Annotated in this window: 15 protein-coding genes and 2 pseudogenes; 1 reads left to right on the top strand and 16 read right to left on the bottom strand. The window is 65.4% G+C overall.

Annotation, left to right across the window (positions count from 1 at the left end):
• From QMX78_RS05375 to QMX78_RS05305, 15 genes are all read right to left on the bottom strand, one after another.
• Complete coding sequence (locus QMX78_RS05375; RefSeq protein WP_017357198.1) at positions 1-1,413, bottom strand: efflux RND transporter periplasmic adaptor subunit; 1,413 nt, start codon at positions 1,411-1,413, stop codon at positions 1-3.
• Positions 1,410-2,603 (bottom strand): TolC family protein, encoded by a 1,194-nt coding sequence (locus QMX78_RS05370; RefSeq protein WP_229296417.1) that lies wholly within the window; start codon positions 2,601-2,603, stop codon positions 1,410-1,412. The genes QMX78_RS05375 and QMX78_RS05370 overlap by 4 nt, the downstream gene beginning before the upstream one ends.
• Positions 2,604-2,861: 258 nt before the next feature.
• Positions 2,862-3,284 (bottom strand): hypothetical protein, encoded by a 423-nt coding sequence (locus tag QMX78_RS05365; protein ID WP_049404632.1) that lies wholly within the window; start codon positions 3,282-3,284, stop codon positions 2,862-2,864.
• Between the two features lie 44 nt (positions 3,285-3,328).
• Complete coding sequence (locus QMX78_RS05360) at positions 3,329-5,755, bottom strand: heavy metal translocating P-type ATPase (RefSeq protein WP_154352391.1); 2,427 nt, start codon at positions 5,753-5,755, stop codon at positions 3,329-3,331.
• Positions 5,756-5,816: 61 nt separating this feature from the next.
• Entirely contained in the window at positions 5,817-6,746 is a 930-nt protein-coding gene (copD, locus tag QMX78_RS05355) for a copper homeostasis membrane protein CopD (RefSeq protein WP_017354978.1), read from the bottom strand.
• A 10-nt stretch (positions 6,747-6,756) separates the two neighbouring features.
• Positions 6,757-7,140, bottom strand: a complete 384-nt coding sequence (gene copC, locus QMX78_RS05350) for a copper homeostasis periplasmic binding protein CopC (protein ID WP_017354979.1) — start codon at positions 7,138-7,140, stop codon at positions 6,757-6,759.
• Between the two features lie 162 nt (positions 7,141-7,302).
• The gene (locus QMX78_RS05345) at positions 7,303-7,653 is read right to left on the bottom strand and encodes a four-helix bundle copper-binding protein (RefSeq protein ID WP_026070601.1); all 351 of its coding nucleotides are present in this window, start codon (positions 7,651-7,653) and stop codon (positions 7,303-7,305) included.
• A 70-nt stretch (positions 7,654-7,723) separates the two neighbouring features.
• On the bottom strand, positions 7,724-8,248 hold the full coding sequence (locus tag QMX78_RS05340; protein ID WP_229301210.1) for a DUF411 domain-containing protein: 525 nt from the start codon (positions 8,246-8,248) through the stop codon (positions 7,724-7,726).
• A 14-nt stretch (positions 8,249-8,262) separates the two neighbouring features.
• A complete protein-coding gene (locus QMX78_RS05335; protein ID WP_026070602.1) occupies positions 8,263-8,772 on the bottom strand; it encodes a DUF4440 domain-containing protein in 510 nt (169 codons plus the stop codon).
• Positions 8,773-8,791: 19 nt separating this feature from the next.
• Positions 8,792-9,562 (bottom strand): cytochrome c, encoded by a 771-nt coding sequence (locus QMX78_RS05330; RefSeq protein WP_026070603.1) that lies wholly within the window; start codon positions 9,560-9,562, stop codon positions 8,792-8,794.
• A gap of 12 nt (positions 9,563-9,574) precedes the next feature.
• Complete coding sequence (locus tag QMX78_RS05325) at positions 9,575-10,852, bottom strand: copper resistance protein B (protein ID WP_017354984.1); 1,278 nt, start codon at positions 10,850-10,852, stop codon at positions 9,575-9,577.
• Entirely contained in the window at positions 10,849-12,720 is a 1,872-nt protein-coding gene (locus QMX78_RS05320; RefSeq protein WP_017354985.1) for a copper resistance system multicopper oxidase, read from the bottom strand. Before QMX78_RS05320 ends, QMX78_RS05325 begins: the two co-directional genes overlap by 4 nt.
• Positions 12,721-12,835: 115 nt before the next feature.
• Entirely contained in the window at positions 12,836-13,255 is a 420-nt protein-coding gene (locus tag QMX78_RS05315; protein ID WP_080354476.1) for a CopL family metal-binding regulatory protein, read from the bottom strand.
• A 174-nt stretch (positions 13,256-13,429) separates the two neighbouring features.
• Positions 13,430-13,780 (bottom strand): helix-turn-helix transcriptional regulator, encoded by a 351-nt coding sequence (locus tag QMX78_RS05310; protein ID WP_049404629.1) that lies wholly within the window; start codon positions 13,778-13,780, stop codon positions 13,430-13,432.
• A 74-nt stretch (positions 13,781-13,854) separates the two neighbouring features.
• Positions 13,855-14,895, bottom strand: a complete 1,041-nt coding sequence (locus tag QMX78_RS05305; RefSeq protein WP_017354988.1) for a DNA-binding protein — start codon at positions 14,893-14,895, stop codon at positions 13,855-13,857.
• A gap of 272 nt (positions 14,896-15,167) precedes the next feature.
• On the opposite strand from QMX78_RS05305, the pseudogene QMX78_RS21585 reads away from it, so the two are divergent.
• A pseudogene (locus tag QMX78_RS21585) lies at positions 15,168-15,536 on the top strand (AAA family ATPase); the annotation flags it as partial.
• A gap of 7 nt (positions 15,537-15,543) precedes the next feature.
• Here QMX78_RS21585 and QMX78_RS05295 read toward each other — a convergent pair.
• A pseudogene (locus QMX78_RS05295) lies at positions 15,544-15,665 on the bottom strand (IS3 family transposase); the annotation flags it as partial.

The following is a 15,665-nucleotide window of genomic DNA, read 5'->3' as shown; positions in this document are numbered from 1 at the left end:
TCAGTGCCCCTCGTGGCCGGTGGGGGCGGGCGGAGTCTCTTCCGGGGTAGCCGGCATGGAATGACCGGCGTGCGGATCAGAGGCCTCGTCACCATGACCTGCGTGCGGGTCGGCGGCGTCCTCGCCGTGCCCGGCGTGTGGATCCTCAGCGGTGCCCGAAGGCGCGCCGTGTCCTGTGTGACCCTCAAGACCCTGGAGTGCCGACTGCAGGTTGCTTTCGGCGTCGATCAGGAAGTTGGCGGAGACCACGACCTGCTCGCCCTCGGTCAGGCCGTCGAGGATCTCGATGCGATCGCCGCCGCGCCGCCCCAGGCTGACATCGCGCGGTGCGAAGCGGCCAGGGCCGGTCTCGACCAGCACCACCTGGCGCGTGCCGCTGTCGAGCACGGCCGAGCGCGGAACGGTCAGGACCGGTCCAGCCCCCGGCTCCTCCAGCACCACCGTCCCATACAGCCCGGGCCGCAGGTCGCCAGCGGGGTTGGGCAGGGCGATGCGCACATCCACGGTGCGCGTCATCGCATCGATGACGGGCTGCACGAAGGTGACCTCGCCCTCGGCCACCTGGCCCGGCAGGGCCACGGTTTCAAAGCGGGCCGTTTGGCCGGGCTGGATACCCGCGGCCTGCGCCGCCGGCACCTTGGCGATCACCCACACCTTCGACAGGTCCGCCAGGCGCAGGATGGTTTCGCCGGGCTCGAAACGCGCGCCCTGGACCACCGGCTTCTCGATCACGACCGCGTCCGCGGGCGCGGTGAGCACCAGGCCCGTCTTGCCCATCTGCGCGTCACTGATTTCCCAGTTGCGCAGGCGGGTGCGGGCGGCATCGCGCAGGCGGACCATCGACGCCGCGCTCGCGGGATCGGACCCGGCCAGCCTGCGGGCGGTCTCGTCGGCCAGCCGGTATTCCTGCTGCGCCGCGGCCAGCTGCGGGCTGTAGACGGAGAGCAGCGGCTGCCCGGCGCTGACCCGCATGCCGGTCTGGTTCGCGTACAGCCGCTCCACCCAGCCTTCGAAGCGCGGGGCGATCGCGTACTGCCGGGTCTCGTCGACCTCGACCGTGCCGCTGGTGCGCACGGTAGCGGACAGGGCTCCGCGCTTGACCGCTTCGGTGCGCACGCCCAGCGCCTGCACCTTGTCCGGCGGCAGCACCACCGTGCCCGGTGCCGCCGGCGGTGCGTCGTCGGCATAGACCGGGACGTAGTCCATACCCATCGAATCCTTCTTCGGCACCGGCGACGTGTCCGCCAAGCCCATGGGATTGCGGTAATAGAGCACCTTGCGTTCTGCGGCCGGGCCGTCGATCGACGTGCCCGCGGTCGGGGAGTCGTTCGTGGCGCGGCCGGCAATCCAGCCGACGGCGAGGGCGGCGAGTGCAACGCCGATGGCGAGCGACAGGGTCTGGACACGGGTCATCGGATCTCTCCTTCGATGGCGCGCACGGCGGCGGCGCCCAACAGTTCGTCACGCAGTGCATCGACCCGTGCGAGGTCGGCGCCCTGCCATTCATTGAGTGCTTCCAGCAGCGTCCCGAAGTCGACTTCACCGACCTGGTAGCTGGCCAGGGCGGACTGCCAGGTGGCGTCGGCCTGCGGCAGCAGCGTGTTCTCGATCAGTCCGCGACGCTCGCGCGCGTTGGTCCACTGCGACCAGGCGGAAGCGCCGCGTTCCTCGACGGCCCGCAGCGTGGCGTCCCTGCGGGCAAGCGCTGCGTCTTCGAGCAGGCGCGATTCGCGCTCGCGCTCGCGGCGGGCACGCTGCTGGAACGGGATCTCGACCTCGAACATCAGCTCGGTGCTCTCGATGCCGTTGCCGAACTGCATCGCACCCACGCCCAGGGTGATGTCGGGAAAGCGGTTGCGACGCTGCAGTACCACGTTCGTGCGCGCCGCCTCGGCGCGAGCCTGCTGCGAGCGCACCGCGGGATGCGCATCGGCGTCATCCAGTGCCTCGGCAAGCGAGGCGCTGTGGACGGCGAGGCGCGGCGCCTCGTCGGGAGTCGCCAGCGGTGCATCGGACCGGCGCCCCAGCACCGCGTTCAAGGTGGCGGCCGCCTCCTGCTTGGTCGCGAGGCGTTCGATCCGCTCGCGCTGGAGGCTGGTCTGCTCGACCTGGGCGCGGATGGCATCCTGCTGCGCCGCGCGACCCAGGGCGTAGCGCACGCCGGCCATCTCTTCCACCTGGCGGAGCAGGGCGATGCGGCGATCAAGCACGGCCACGGCCTGGTCGGCATGCCAGTAGCGTGCGTAGGCCGCCTCGGCGTCGGCCAGCAAGTCGCGCGCAGTGGTGAGGCGATCGAGTCCGACCGCGACCGCGTCCTGGCTGGCCGCGGTCCGCGCCAGGGCGCGCTTGCCCCAAAGCGGGAGGCGCTGGCGCAGCGCGTAGTTGACCTCGCGCTCGGCACCGGCGGAGCGCCAGGGCTTGTCCGGATCGAGGCCGCGGAATCCAAGGGAAGCCGTCGGGTCGGGTAGGGCGCCCGCTGGCTGGATCCGTGCTTCGGCGGCCTGGGCCTCGAAGTCCATGGCCCGCAATTCCGGGTTGTGTTCCAGAACCCAGGCGCGGATCGACTCGAGGCTGTGCCCCGGGACGGGTTCGGTGGCGGTCACCGGCAGCGCCAGGGCCCACAAGGCGCCGGCAAGCACGCCGGCAAGAAGGTGCCGGAGCGGTGGCAGACGGCGGGACAGAGGGCGAGGGTGCAGGCGCCTGGCCGGCAGTCGGTCGAACGGGGATGCCATATCAGTGTCCTTGGGCCGACGCGACGCAGGTCGCTCGGACGAGGGCAGGAACACATGCCGTGACGCAGCCACGGCGCGAACGCACAGGACTGCGCCGCACAGACGTGCGGAGCAGTCAGCGTCCAGGCATCAGATCAGCAGGAGTGCCGCTGGATGGGCGGTAGGTCGGTGCCAGGCGGGTCTGGGCGGCGAATCCACCCATGTAGCCGTGACACCTGGCGCAGCATCCGCAATCGCGGCGATCGCAAGCCAGGAGAACCAGGCTTCGGCCAGCAGCGGCGGAATCGAAGGGATGCGCCCACTGTCCGCCGAGATGTCACCCTCGGTGCAGTGCGCGTCGCACACTGCCTTGCTCGCTGAGGGGAGCTCGGCATCGCAGCCGTGGCCATGGTCGTGTCGGGTGTCGGTGGCGGCAGCGACAAACGCCGCCGGCGTGACTGGGAGATCCAGGCAATCGCCATGGCCTGCGAGCGCGAACTGGGACCAGAGCAGGGCCACCATCGCGAGGAGGGCGGTGCGCTGGAACAAGTTCCGATGGCGGATGCGGACCATGGCGTGAGCTTACCTCTTACTGGAACCGATGCAATTGATCCAAGTCAATCCTTGGCCAGGCCCAGGGGCTGGCGCGGCACAGATGTGGTCGGCGAGGACGGTACGGCGGCCGACTTGGCAAGGCGAAGGGCGTTGGCCACCACCGACACCGAGCTCAAGCTCATCGCAAGCGCCGCGACCATCGGGCTCAGCAAGATCCCGAATGCGGGGTAGAGCACCCCGGCCGCGACCGGCACCCCCAGCGCGTTGTAGAGGAACGCGAAGGTGAGGTTCTGCTTCATGTTGGCCACGGTGGCCTGGGAGATCTTCCGGGCGCGCAGGATGCCCCGCAGGTCGCCCTTGACCAGGGTGATCTGGGCACTGGACATCGCGACGTCGGTGCCCGTGCCCATGGCGATGCCGACGTCGGCCGCGGCGAGCGCCGGGGCGTCGTTGATGCCGTCGCCCGCCATCGCCACCCGCCGGCCTTCGCGCTTGAGGCGCTGCACCAGCTCGGCCTTGTCCTCGGGGCGGACTTCGCCATGCACCTCGTCCAGGCCCAGCTCGGTGGCCACGGCCCGTGCGGTGGTGAGCCCGTCGCCGGTGGCCATGATGATGCGCAGCCCGGCGGCGTGGAGCTCGTTGATGGCCGCCGCGGCCGACGCCTTGATCGGGTCGGCAACCGCGACCAGCCCCGCCAGGCGCCCGTCCACGGCCAGGAACATGGCGCTCGCGCCCTCGCGGCGCATCCGCTCGGCCACGTCGACGTGCGCAGCGGGATTGGCGCCCAGGTCGTCCATGAGCGCGGTATTGCCCAGCGCAAGCGCATGGCCGGCCACGGACCCGCGCACACCCATGCCGGTCACCGAGTCGAAGTCCTCCACGCGGTCGAACTCGAAGTTCCGGCGTCGAGCCTCGGCGACGATGGCGTCGGCCAGCGGGTGCTCGCTGCCCTGGTCCAGGCTGGCGGCCAGGTGCAAGACCCGGTCGGCGTCGAAGCCCTCGAAGGCCACGACTTCCTTGAAGGCGGGGCGCCCCTCGGTGAGGGTGCCGGTCTTGTCGACGATCAGGGTGTCGATGCGGCGCATGTGCTCGATGGCCTCGGCGTCGCGGAACAGCACGCCCACCTGCGCCGCCTTGCCCGTGGCGACCATGATCGACATCGGCGTCGCCAGGCCCAGCGCGCAGGGGCAGGCGATGATCAGTACCGAGACCGCGTTGAGCACCGCAAAGGTCCAGGCCGGCTCCGGACCGAAGGAGCCCCAGATAAAGAAGGTGGCCACCGCGATCGCCAGCACCGCGAGCACGAACCAGTAGGCCGCGATATCGGCCATCCGCTGCATCGGCGCGCGGGAGCGCTGCGCCTGCGCGACCAGCTGCACGATCTGCGACAGCACGGTGTCGGAGCCCACCTTGGCGGCGCGGATCACCAGCGCGCCGGTGCCGTTCTGGGTCGCGCCGATGACCTGGTCGCCTGCGGTCTTCTCGACCGGAATCGGTTCACCCGTGAGCATCGACTCGTCGACGCTGGAGCGGCCTTCCACCACTTCGCCATCCACCGGCACCTTCTCGCCGGGACGCACGCGCAGGTGGTCGCCGACGTGGACGTGGGTCAGCGGGATGTCTTCCTCGGTGCCGTCGGCGTTGACCCGCCGGGCTTCCTTCGGCGCCAGGCCAAGCAGGCCCTTGATCGCCGCGGACGTTTTCGAGCGCGCCCGCAGTTCCAGCATCTGGCCGAGCAGGGTCAGCGAAACGATCACCGCCGCCGCCTCGTAGTACACCCCGACGCGCCCATGTTCGGTAAACGACGGTGGGAACAAGCCGGGTGCCAGCGTGGCGACCAGGCTGTAGCCAAAGGCGGCCGCAACGCCAATCCCGATGAGGGTGAACATGTTCGGGCTGCGGTTGCGGATCGACTGCACGCAGCGCTCGAAGAACGGCCAGCCGGCCCACAGCACGACTGGTGTGGTCAAGACCAGCTCGACCCAGGTCTGCACGTCGATCGACAACGGCAGGATCTGCACGTCGCCCAGCACGACACGCGGGAGGTACTGGCCGAACATGGCCAGCACGAGCGTCACCACAGTCAGCGGAAGCGTCCACCAGAACCGGCGCGAGAAGTCGCGAAGTTCCGGATTGTCATCGTCCTCCAGGCTCGGCATTTCCGGCTCCAGCGCCATGCCGCAGAAGGGACAGTTGCCTGGACCTTGTTGCCGGACTTCCGGGTGCATCGGGCAGGTGTAGATGGCGCGGGGCTGTGCCACCTCGGGTTCGTCCTGGGGCGTCAGATAGCGCTCCGGATCGGCCACGAACTTCGCGCGGCATCGCTCCGAGCAGAAGTGGAAAGGTGTGTCGGCGTGGGTCGCATGATGCTGCGTCGTGGCGGGATCGACCTGCATGCCACAGACCGGATCGGTGACCCGTCCATCCGCAGCCTCGACAGGGGCTGCGCCTGCAGAATGGTGATGGTCATGGGACGACGGTGAGTTCATGCCGATGCTCGCTTTAGTGGGGATGGACTGCCAAGGCAGTGTGCCATTGCGGGTTACACAGCTATTCGGGGCTGAGCGTCCCGAGCACTGAAACAACAATCAGGATCAAGATGGCCAGCGCGGCCTCAGCCGTAACACTCTGCCGCAAAGCCCGCACCTCCTGCGCGGGATCTCCGCTGGTCAGCGCTCGTTCCAAGCGCGGCACCAGCGTCCATCGGTGCAGCGCTCCCAAACCCAGCATTCCAGCGAACAGGGCCAGTTTGAACAGCAGCAACTTCCCGTAGGTGCTCTGGAACAGGGCCGAAAACGACCACGCGGTGAGATCCCCGTAGTGCGCGATGCCGGACACGATGAGCGCACCAACGAAGATCGTTCCCAGCGTCGAAAAACCATGCAGAAAGTCATGCGTTGATCGCAGACGCCCGCTGCCGTTCGTCTCTTTGCCGCGCAGCAGCATGGCAAGGAACATCAGGACCGCTGCGATCCAGCCGCCTGCCGCGAGAAGATGGACGATGCCTGCAGCAAGCCGGACCGCGCCTGCCAAGCCCTCGCCAGCGGCGGCGTGGCCGTTCCATGCCAGCGAAGCGAGTGCGCCGCCCGCCAGCATCGCCCCCAGCGGGAAGGCGGTCTCCACCTTCCCGCGGCGACGATGCCATCCGAGCACGAACATCAGGGCGACCAGCAGCGCGCCTCTCGCCATGGCTGCCCGGCCCGCGGACGTCTCGAGCAGATACCAGCCAAGCGATGCGCGATCAACCTCGGCAAGCGGCATTCCCATGATGCCCGCGGTCTTGAAGACGACATCGAGCCCGGTGAGCACGAGACCGGCTACGGCACCCGCCAATAGAACGCCCATGAGTGACCACCCGGCCAAGGCGTCGGCGAGTGCCGATCGACGCGACCCGTACCAACCGAAGAGTGGAACCCCGAAAAGAACCATGATGACAAGGTATTCCAGGAATCTCAGTGCATAAGCCGACAGGTCGAACATTCGCGACTCCTCAGCGCACCGTGAAGCTGAAGCTGCCCGGCATGGGGTGGTTGTCACCACCGACGGCGCGGTATTCCACGGTATAGACGCCCGGAGTCAGCGGCTGGGGCAACTTGGCACGCAGGGTCTTACCGTTGTTGACGATCTCGGTCGTGAAATTCTCGATCGGCATGGTGGAACTGCCGTGCTTCATGAGCAACTTGAGACGCGACGCCCGCGGAATCAATGTTTCGTTGAACACGAGATCGATCTGGCCCGGCGAAGCCACCACCGCATTTGCCGCCGGTGTGGACTGCTGCAGCGCGGCGTGGGCGTGCGCGATCTGCAGGGAGAACTGCCCAGCCGCAATCGCGAGGACGAGCGCGAAGGAGCGAAGGACGTTTGATGATTTCATAGGGATAAATCCTCATTGCGAATGTGATGCAAAGCCCCGTTCGGCGCCGTGCTGTGTTGGATCCGACAAGCGTTAGGTGTCGGGCTGTCACCGAAACCACGGTTGGTCGGCTTTTGATATTTGAGATGAGGATCCCGCCGCTCAGGCGGGATCCTCGACGCGTCAAGCCGCCATGGCGCTGCAGCTTTCCGCGCAACGGCGACAAACTTCGGCGCAGCGCGCCATCTCCGGGTCGTTCATGGCGTCGCATGCTTCGGCGCACTGGCGGCAGATCTCCGCGCAGGCACTGCAAACCACCGAGTGAGCGCTGGCGCCACGCAACATGGCGTCGGCGCTGGTGGCGCAGATATCGGCACACGTCGCCAGCAGGGCGATGTGCTCCGGGGCTGCGTGGGCACCTCCTTTGCTCAGGCAATAGTTGATGGTCTCAAGGCAAATCGCGTGGCATTGCGTGCAGTTGTCGATGCACTCGTTCATGGCCTGAGACCGGTGGTCTTCGGAATGGTGAGTCATGTGGATCTCCTGCTTCATCGCGGACGAGAATCGGCGCGCCCGCAACACCGCCCCCTGTTGCTCTTGCGGATCAATGCTGTGCGAAGGGTTCGGTGGTTCCGTCGTGATGGACCAGCTCGACCGTATACGGCTGCTGGCGTCCTTCCGGGACCTCCATGCCCGGCGAACCGAGCGGCATTCCGGGCAGGACCAGGCCGCGTGCGTCCGGCTTTTCTTCGAGGAGGCGCTTGATGTCCTCGGCCGGGACATGGCCTTCGATGACGTATCCGTCGACCTCGGCCGTGTGGCAGGAGCCCTTTGCATAGGGGACACCCAGGCGCTCCTTGACCGGACCCAGGTCATCCATGTCATGCACATCCACGGTGAACCCCGCCTTCTTCACGTGGTCGATCCAGCTACCGCAGCACCCGCAGGTCGGGGTCTTGTGGACGGTCATGCGTGGCAGGGCGGCTGGAGTCGCGTCGGCTGTTTCCGGGACGACCTGTGCAGTGGGCGCGATGGTGGATTGCGCGGGTGTAGCCGCTTGGGTGCAGGCACCCAGGCCGGCGACCGCAAAAGCCGCCCACGCCAGTCGGTTCAATCTGCAGGTTTTCATTTCTGGTTCTCCGCTTAGCGCTTGGTCCGCGAAGACCAGTGGATGTGGGCGATCCGCCAACCGTCGGTGGTCTGCTTCAGCACCATGGTCTCGGTGCTCTGGACGGTCAGTGGCTTACCGTCTTTCTGGGCGTGCAGCTCGCTTTCGGTTCCGACCCATGCGAACTCACCAGCGGTGCGTGCACGCTGACGGAGCAGCTGGCGATGGGCGCCCTTGAGGAATGCCGCATCGCTGACTGCGTGATGACCCAGATATTCCTCGCGGCTGCGCTCGGCACCCCCGGACTCGAGGATGAGGACGTCGGCAGCGAGCAGGGCTTCGACCGTGGCCAGATCGCCGCTAGACAGGGCCCTGTTGAAACGCTCCGCTACGGCGACCGCGGCCTCTGCAGTGACTGGGACGTCGACGTCCGCAGATGCCGCGGCAGCGGGGTGATGTGCGTGCGGCTGTGTCGCCTGCGCCATTGCGGGGGACACGACGGCCAGTGCCAGTGCGAGGGTGAACGAGATTGCTGTTGCGTTCATTGCGTGGGCTCCAAGGAGATCAATGGGTGTGCGCATGGCCGTCATCGGCCACGGGCGTGTGTGGTGCAGGGTGCGACTCCACCTTGCCGTCGGGATGGCCGTGGCTCACCAACCCGACTTCCGTGTCGCTGGGTGTCGGGCCGTGGTGATCGTCGTCCACGCCCGGCGGGTGCGCATGCGGCATGGAGTTGTTGCCCGGCTCGAATAGGGCAGGGTGATCCTCGGCCTTTTCGTCGTCATGGTGGCCTTGCGTCTCGCCGCCGCCATGCGAATGACCATCACTGCTGGCCACCAACGCCTGGTAACCGGCCTTGTCCAGCGTGGGCAGCTTCTGCAGGAAGGCCGACATGTTCCAGATGAACTCATCGTCCATGCTGCCGCCCCACGCGGGCATGCCGCTGGCCTTGATGCCGTGCTTGATCACCCAGAACGCCTCAGCTGGAGCGACCGACTGTTTGCTTAGGTTCGGTGGCGCGGGGTACAGGCCCTTGCTCATCTCGGTGGCCGCCGCCTCTGGCGAAAGATGGCAGGTCACGCACATGGCGTTGTAGTTGCCCGCACCCTGGCGGATACGCTCAGGATCATCCAGGTTCGTGGGCACCTGAAGCTTGGCGGCGCGCACCTCAATGGAACGCTCGCGCGCCGTTTCAAGTAGCGCATACACCGGGCGACTATGCGGATCGTCGGCGGCCACGTTGTACACGCCCAGAGAGACCGTGGCAGTTGCCGCGACCGCAACCAATCCCACGCCGGCACCGAGCCATACCCACATCCTTTTGTTGGATTTCATTGTCAGTTCCCCTTAGAACCAGGTACGAAGGCCGATGACCAAGCGCGTGTCTTCAAAGGACTCGCCATGCTCGCGTCGCATGTCTGCGGTATTGCCAAACGCGCGCTCGTACACCACGCCGATGTAGGGAGCGAACTTTCGGGTGAACTCATAACGAAGTCGTAGCCCCGCCTCAGCGGTACTCAGACCCGAACCTATCCCGCGCAATGGATCGTTCTTGCCATAGGCGGTGACTTCCACCAGCGGCTGCAAGATCAGCCGGTTGGTTAGCAGCAATTCGTACTCGGCCTCGACATTGGCGGCAGTCTGGCCCCCTTCGCCGAGATAGGCTGTGGCGGACACTTCGAACTTCATCGGCGCCAAGCCCTGTACACCGATAGCGGCGAAGTTTTGAGATGCCCCAGGCTTGAAGTCATGACGCACACCGGCCACCACATCCCACCACGTGGAGATACTGCGGCCGTAGAGCACTTCCAGATCAGCCGACTCGGTCTGACCATCCGTGCGTTCGCCTTCACTGCGGAGCCAGACGCGATTGAGGTCCGTACCGATCCAAGCCTGGCCCTCCCAGCCCAGCCCGGTGCCCGGATCGGCATCCCAGGCTTCCAGGCGATTGAGCAGCACGTAGCTCTTGATCGAGTTGTCATGCACCGGATGCGCGTGTTCCGGCGCGATGGCCGCCTTGCGATCCGCGTCCGTCACCGCGGGTATCGGGGTGCGCGGCTGCGTTGGCACTGCAGGCCCGTGTCCCATCTGACTGTGGTCCATGCCCTGCATCGACTGTGTCTGCGCTTTGGGCGTTGCGGGCGTGCTCGGAGGCGCGCCGTGCCCCATCTTGGAATGGTCCATCCCCTGCATCGCAGGCGTGGCCGTACTAGAGGTGTCGGCTGCAGCGGGCTGTGCCATCTGACTGTGATCCATGCCCTGCATCGACTGCGCCTGTGCTGTGGGCGCCGCAGGTGTGCTCGCGGGCGAGACGTGCCCCATTTGCGAATGGTCCATGCCCTGCATGGCAGGCTCGGCTGCTTTAGCCTGCGGCGCGGCGTGGCCCATCGTCGCATGATCGATCGTCGCTTCGCTCGGCTTGGCCGGTGTTGCAGGCTTTTGGGCTGGCGCAGGTTTTGATGTCGGCGCCTGTTGTGCAGAGTGATCCTGAGTCTGGGTCTGCGCGCCCTGCTCCATCGGCATGGAGCCGTGCTGCATGGATTGGGCGCTGGCCGCATTGGCCAGGGCCAGCGAGATAGCCAGCGTCAGCGCAGTCAGGGTGGTATCGCGTCTATTGATGTTCATTCGTCGACCCTCACCGTGCGCATCATTCCGGCTTCCATGTGATAAAGCAGGTGGCAATGGAACGCCCAGCTGCCCAACGCATCGGCACGCACGCGATACGTGCGTCGGCTACCCGGCGGCATATCCACCGTGTGCTTGCGCACCATGAAGTTGCCGTTGTCGTCCTCCACGTCACTCCACATGCCGTGCAAATGGATGGGATGGGTCATCATCGTGTCGTTAACCAATACGATGCGCATACGCTCGCCGTAGTTCAGCCGCAGCGGCTTGACATCGGAGAACTTCTGACCGTTGAAGCCCCAGGAGAATTTCTCCATATGTCCGGTCAGATGCAGCTCGATCTCGCGACCGGGGTCGCGTCCGTCAGGGTCTTCAAAGGTGCTCTTGAGCATGGAATACGTCAGTACATGACGGCCGTTATCGCGCAGGCCATTACCCGGATCATCCAAGCGCGAACTCACGCTCATGGCCTGGTTGTCCAACAGGGGATTGTTGGTCTCGCTGGCAGGGTGTGATTGCATGCCCCCGTGCTGCATGCCTGCCATGGCACCATCGCCGGCGGCGGGCATCGCATGGCCTGCATGGGCCGAGGTCGCGTTACCGCTGGCAGGTGGGGTCATGCCAGGCATGCCCATGGCCGCACCACAGCCGCCTTCCATGCCCTTGCTGCCGCCAGACATATCCATCGATCCATGATCCATGCCCATGTCTGCCATCGTCAGCAGCGGCCGGGGATCCACAGACGGAACGGGCGCGCGTAATCCTTCGCGCACGGCGAGCGTGCCGCTGACGTAGCCGGTGCGACCGGAGTCTTGGGCAAAGATGGTGAATGCGTCCTGCCCGGAGGGCTCCACGATCACATCGAAGGTTTCTGCTACCGCGATGCGGAACTCGTCGACGGAAACCGGATGGACATACAAGCCATCTGCTGCCACCACGGTCATCTTTAGCCCCGGAATACGCACATCGAAGTACGTCATGGCAGAGCCATTGATGAAACGCAGGCGCACCTTCTCGCCACTGCGGAACAAACCGGTCCAGTTGCCCAGCGAGGTCGTGCCGTTCATCAGGTAGGTGTAGGTGTTGGCGTTGACGTCGGACAGATCCGTGGGCGTCATCCGCATCACGCCCCACATCTTGCGATCTTCCAACGTGGCCGACAGGCCGTTGCGCTTCACATCGCGCGCAAAATCGCCGACCGTGCGCTTGTAGTAATTGTCATGGCCCGGCATCTTCTTCAAACGATCGAACAGGGCCGTCGGGTCCAGGTCTGTCCAATCGCTCAGCATCACGACGTAGTCGCGATCGAAGCTGAAGGGCTCCGGCTCCAATGGGTCGATGATGATCGGGCCATAGAGCCCGGCTTGTTCCTGGAACCCCGAGTGGCTGTGGTACCAGTAGGTGCCGCCCTGATGCAGGGTGAACCGGTAGTGGTAGGTCTCACCACGTCCGATACCGTCAAAGCTCAGGCCCGGCACGCCGTCCATGTTGGCCGGCAAAATGATGCCGTGCCAATGGATGGAGGTGTCCGCGCCATGGAGGGAGTTAGCGGGCAATGCATTGGAGACACGCAGGTTGACCGTGGTGCCTTCCCGCCAACGCAGCAACGGCGCCGGAACGGACCCATTGACGGTGATCGCGGTGCGGGTCTTGCCGGTGAAGTTCATCGGCGTCTCGCCGATGGTTAGGTCAAACTCGGTGCCCGATAGTACGTTGGGTTGTCCCGGGCCCTTGAGCGCCCAACTGGCTTTGGGCCAGAAACCTAATCCTGCGACTGCGCCTCCCAAGGCCAAGCCCTGGACAAATCGCCGCCGCGAAGGTAGCAGCGGCGGTCCACCGTGTGGACCACGAAAATCATCATGCGACATGAAAATGCTCCAAGCGTCGTGTTGCCACCGGCGGGCGGTGGTACAGAGCGGGCGGCTGGCCTATAAATAGGCATGCAAGCCACACCAACGGCGCCATTGCGGCGCTTAGGGACGCTTAGCCGATCGGTGGTCGGATCAGATGAGGCAAGGCAGGTGCCGCATGCCCTAGGGGCAGCGGCATGACATCCAGGCCCAAGGCCAGTTGCACCGAAACATGCAGGCGCGCCGGAAGTGCGCTCGCGCACGCGTGTACGCAGGCGCACCGGCACGCAGAAGACTTGCAACAGTCGGGACCGGCATGGTCGCCATGCCCAGTGCCAGCCCTTTCAATCGAGGTGGCATCGGGATGATTCTCAGCACTGTGATGGGCGACGCAGTCTTCGTCGCCTTGCACCGCGGCAGCCACTTCGCTGGCCTGCGCTTCCATGGCCGGGTTCATACTGATCGACGCAAATGCCGACCACGCGCCGTTAAGCACGAGCATGACGATCAGGAGCAGTCGCAGTAGAAGTGAGGAGGCTGACACGGGCGACATTGTAAATCACTTTAGACAAGGCGCGTGTGTATCGGTCGTGAACAAAATCTCAAGTAGGCCTGAGATGCCGCCACTTGTCAGTCGCACTAGTCACGGCCACTGCAGCTCCCTCCAGGAGCGCCCAATGGGCGGGTTGAGGCGAAGGGTTGCCCATAGGGCTAGCGCTTGTTCGGTTTACTTCTCGGGTGTGGCCTCGATCAGCTTCACCAACTCCCGCTTCTGCTGCTTGCTTAGCGAGCCCCAGCGCAGGAGCAACTTGGCCAGCAGATCATCGTCGGTGTAAAGGAAGGCGGCGGGGATCCCCAACGCTTGGGCCAACCGCTCAGCAGTCTCCAGCTTGGGCTCGTGCTTGCCACGTTCGTACTGGTTGACTCGGGGGCTGGCCACGTAAGGATCCAGACCGGCCCGGATGCCCAACTCCTTCTGCGACAAACCCGTGTGCAGGCGGGCTTGTTGGAGGCGTCGAGCGAAGGTCGGTGTTGAGTCGACGGACAAAGTCACGCGCACCCCCCATGGAAACCCCATAAGGATGGCGGATGTGGGGTTAAGCCGAGATACGTGCAAAAATGCCCCCCAGAATTTTTTTTTCTTCCGTGAAATCATTTGGTTGCCGGATTTTTGTTGGTACCTGAACTGTCGGCGCGATCGGGCCGCAACTGCGCCAGCAACTGCTCCAAGGTGTCCTGGCGCACACCGGCACGCAACGCTTCGGCCTCGGCTTGTTCACGCCGTTCTCGCTCCTTGGCCAAGTCGGCGTGAGCATTGGCCAGCTTGACCCGTGCGCTCTCCAACGCTTGGGCGTCCTGGGTCCAGCGTGCCAGCAAGGCCTGGTACTCCGCAGCCGTAAGCCGCAGCGCGTCCAGCTCCTTCCGCTGGTCGTCCGCAGCTTGCCGCACCTGCGCCAGTTCCCTCTCTAGGCGGCTGTGGCGTTCCAGCCACTGCCCGTTGTCGCGGTTGAGCTGAACCAGTTCGTGGTTCTTGGCGGTCAGCGCCTCGTTGGCCTGGCGCAGCGCGACCTGCAGTTCCTGCACCTGGTGCTCGTGGCGGCGCTGTTCCTGTTCGCGTTGGTCCTTGACCGAGGTGCGGTAGTGCTCCAACGCCTCGCGAGCATGCTGGTGCTTCTGCTCCAGCGACTGGGCATGCGCCTCGTGCTCCGCCAGCCGCGCGGTCAGTCCCGCGATCCGTTCGCCGAGCTGCGCGACCTCGGTGACCCGTTCGGCCAAGGCCTGCTGGGCTGCGGCGTGGGTCGTCTTTTCTTCGCGTAAGGCAGTTTCAATGCGCTGAAGCTGCGCGCTCAGCGTGGACGCCTCCTGCTGGGTGCGTTCCAGCGCCTCGCTACGCTCCTGCAAGTGCGCTTCGAAGCGCTGCCGGGCCTCGGCGATTACAGCCTCGGCCTCCTCGTGTAGGCGACCGGCAAGCCGACCGACCAGGTCCTGTAGCGCGTCGCTGACCGCGACCTTGGCGCCAAGGCCTTGCCCTTCATCTTCTTCCAGCTCCTTCAGGTAGCGGTGAATGGTTGTCTTGGAGCCGGTGTTGCCCAGCGCCACCCGCACCGCGTCCACCGACGGGTGTTTGCCCTGTGCCCGCAGCGCATCGCGGGCCTTCTGGATGTCGCTCTTGTACAAGCCGCCGCGTGCCATCGCACTCTCCGACTATTTCGTAATGTATTACATACCACGTAATTACATACCAATCAAGTTACACTACTCGCCGAGTACGGGTCGTATCTAAAGGCGGGATAATATTGAATTATCCCGCGTAAGGCCGATTCATGCCCTTCCCAGCGCCCCAAATAGTACGAAACCGCCCAAGGCCGGCGATCGCTGGGTAGTCTGGCCCAGAGCGGAAAGGAGGCCAGCCAGGGTGCGGCCAGGCTCCGCCACCGAGCCCGTTGGTCATCAAAGGACTGTGCATGCCGATCGAACGTATCGTCATCGAAAACTTCAAGTCGTTTCGGCATCTGGACCTGCCGCTCAACGCCCACATGAACCTGGTGGTGGGCGACAACGAGGTCGGCAAGTCCACCCTGCTGGAGGCCATCCACGCGGTGGTCACCGGGCAGTTGCATGGGCGCAATCTTGCCTACGAGCTAACGCCTCACCTGTTTCACCAGCCCACAGTGCGGGAGTACTTGGCGACGCTTGCTGCAGGGACGCCGGCATCGCCGCCGCGGATCTCCCTCGAAGCCTATCTGGGCGGCGACGCCGCACTGGCCTCGTTGCGCGGCACCAACAACTCGCTGCGCCAAGACACCGCCGGCATCCGGTTGCTGGTTGAGCTCAAGGGTTCTACCCCGAAATCACGGACGGTTGTAAAAGGGCTGAGAACTTCTGGTCTTGCCTGGCGACCCTTCGTCGCATCCTCGGGTTGTGGAACCGCTCGATGTATTCGAACACATCCGCCCTCGCGG

The organism is Stenotrophomonas sp. PS02298 (genome assembly GCF_029959445.1).
GTDB lineage: Bacteria > Pseudomonadota > Gammaproteobacteria > Xanthomonadales > Xanthomonadaceae > Stenotrophomonas.
Note: the sequence above shows the minus strand (reverse complement) of the source record. Positions and strands in the feature narration are given on the sequence as shown.

Bases quoted from the DNA above. Each gene is read 5' to 3' on its own strand.
- QMX78_RS05360 (WP_154352391.1), bottom strand. From the start codon at position 5,755: ATGAACTCACCGTCGTCCCATGACCATCACCATTCTGCAGGCGCAGCC.
- QMX78_RS05340 (WP_229301210.1), bottom strand. From the start codon at position 8,248: ATGAAAACCTGCAGATTGAACCGACTGGCGTGGGCGGCTTTTGCGGTC.
- QMX78_RS05330 (WP_026070603.1), bottom strand. From the start codon at position 9,562: ATGAAATCCAACAAAAGGATGTGGGTATGGCTCGGTGCCGGCGTGGGA.
- copD (WP_017354978.1), bottom strand. From the start codon at position 6,746: ATGTTCGACCTGTCGGCTTATGCACTGAGATTCCTGGAATACCTTGTC.
- QMX78_RS05310 (WP_049404629.1), bottom strand. From the start codon at position 13,780: ATGGGGTTTCCATGGGGGGTGCGCGTGACTTTGTCCGTCGACTCAACA.
- QMX78_RS05335 (WP_026070602.1), bottom strand. From the start codon at position 8,772: ATGAACGCAACAGCAATCTCGTTCACCCTCGCACTGGCACTGGCCGTC.
- QMX78_RS05305 (WP_017354988.1), bottom strand. From the start codon at position 14,895: ATGGCACGCGGCGGCTTGTACAAGAGCGACATCCAGAAGGCCCGCGAT.
- QMX78_RS05345 (WP_026070601.1), bottom strand. From the start codon at position 7,653: ATGACTCACCATTCCGAAGACCACCGGTCTCAGGCCATGAACGAGTGC.
- QMX78_RS05325 (WP_017354984.1), bottom strand. From the start codon at position 10,852: ATGAACATCAATAGACGCGATACCACCCTGACTGCGCTGACGCTGGCT.
- QMX78_RS05320 (WP_017354985.1), bottom strand. From the start codon at position 12,720: ATGTCGCATGATGATTTTCGTGGTCCACACGGTGGACCGCCGCTGCTA.
- QMX78_RS05315 (WP_080354476.1), bottom strand. From the start codon at position 13,255: ATGTCGCCCGTGTCAGCCTCCTCACTTCTACTGCGACTGCTCCTGATC.
- copC (WP_017354979.1), bottom strand. From the start codon at position 7,140: ATGAAATCATCAAACGTCCTTCGCTCCTTCGCGCTCGTCCTCGCGATT.
- QMX78_RS05375 (WP_017357198.1), bottom strand. From the start codon at position 1,413: ATGACCCGTGTCCAGACCCTGTCGCTCGCCATCGGCGTTGCACTCGCC.
- QMX78_RS05365 (WP_049404632.1), bottom strand. From the start codon at position 3,284: ATGGTCCGCATCCGCCATCGGAACTTGTTCCAGCGCACCGCCCTCCTC.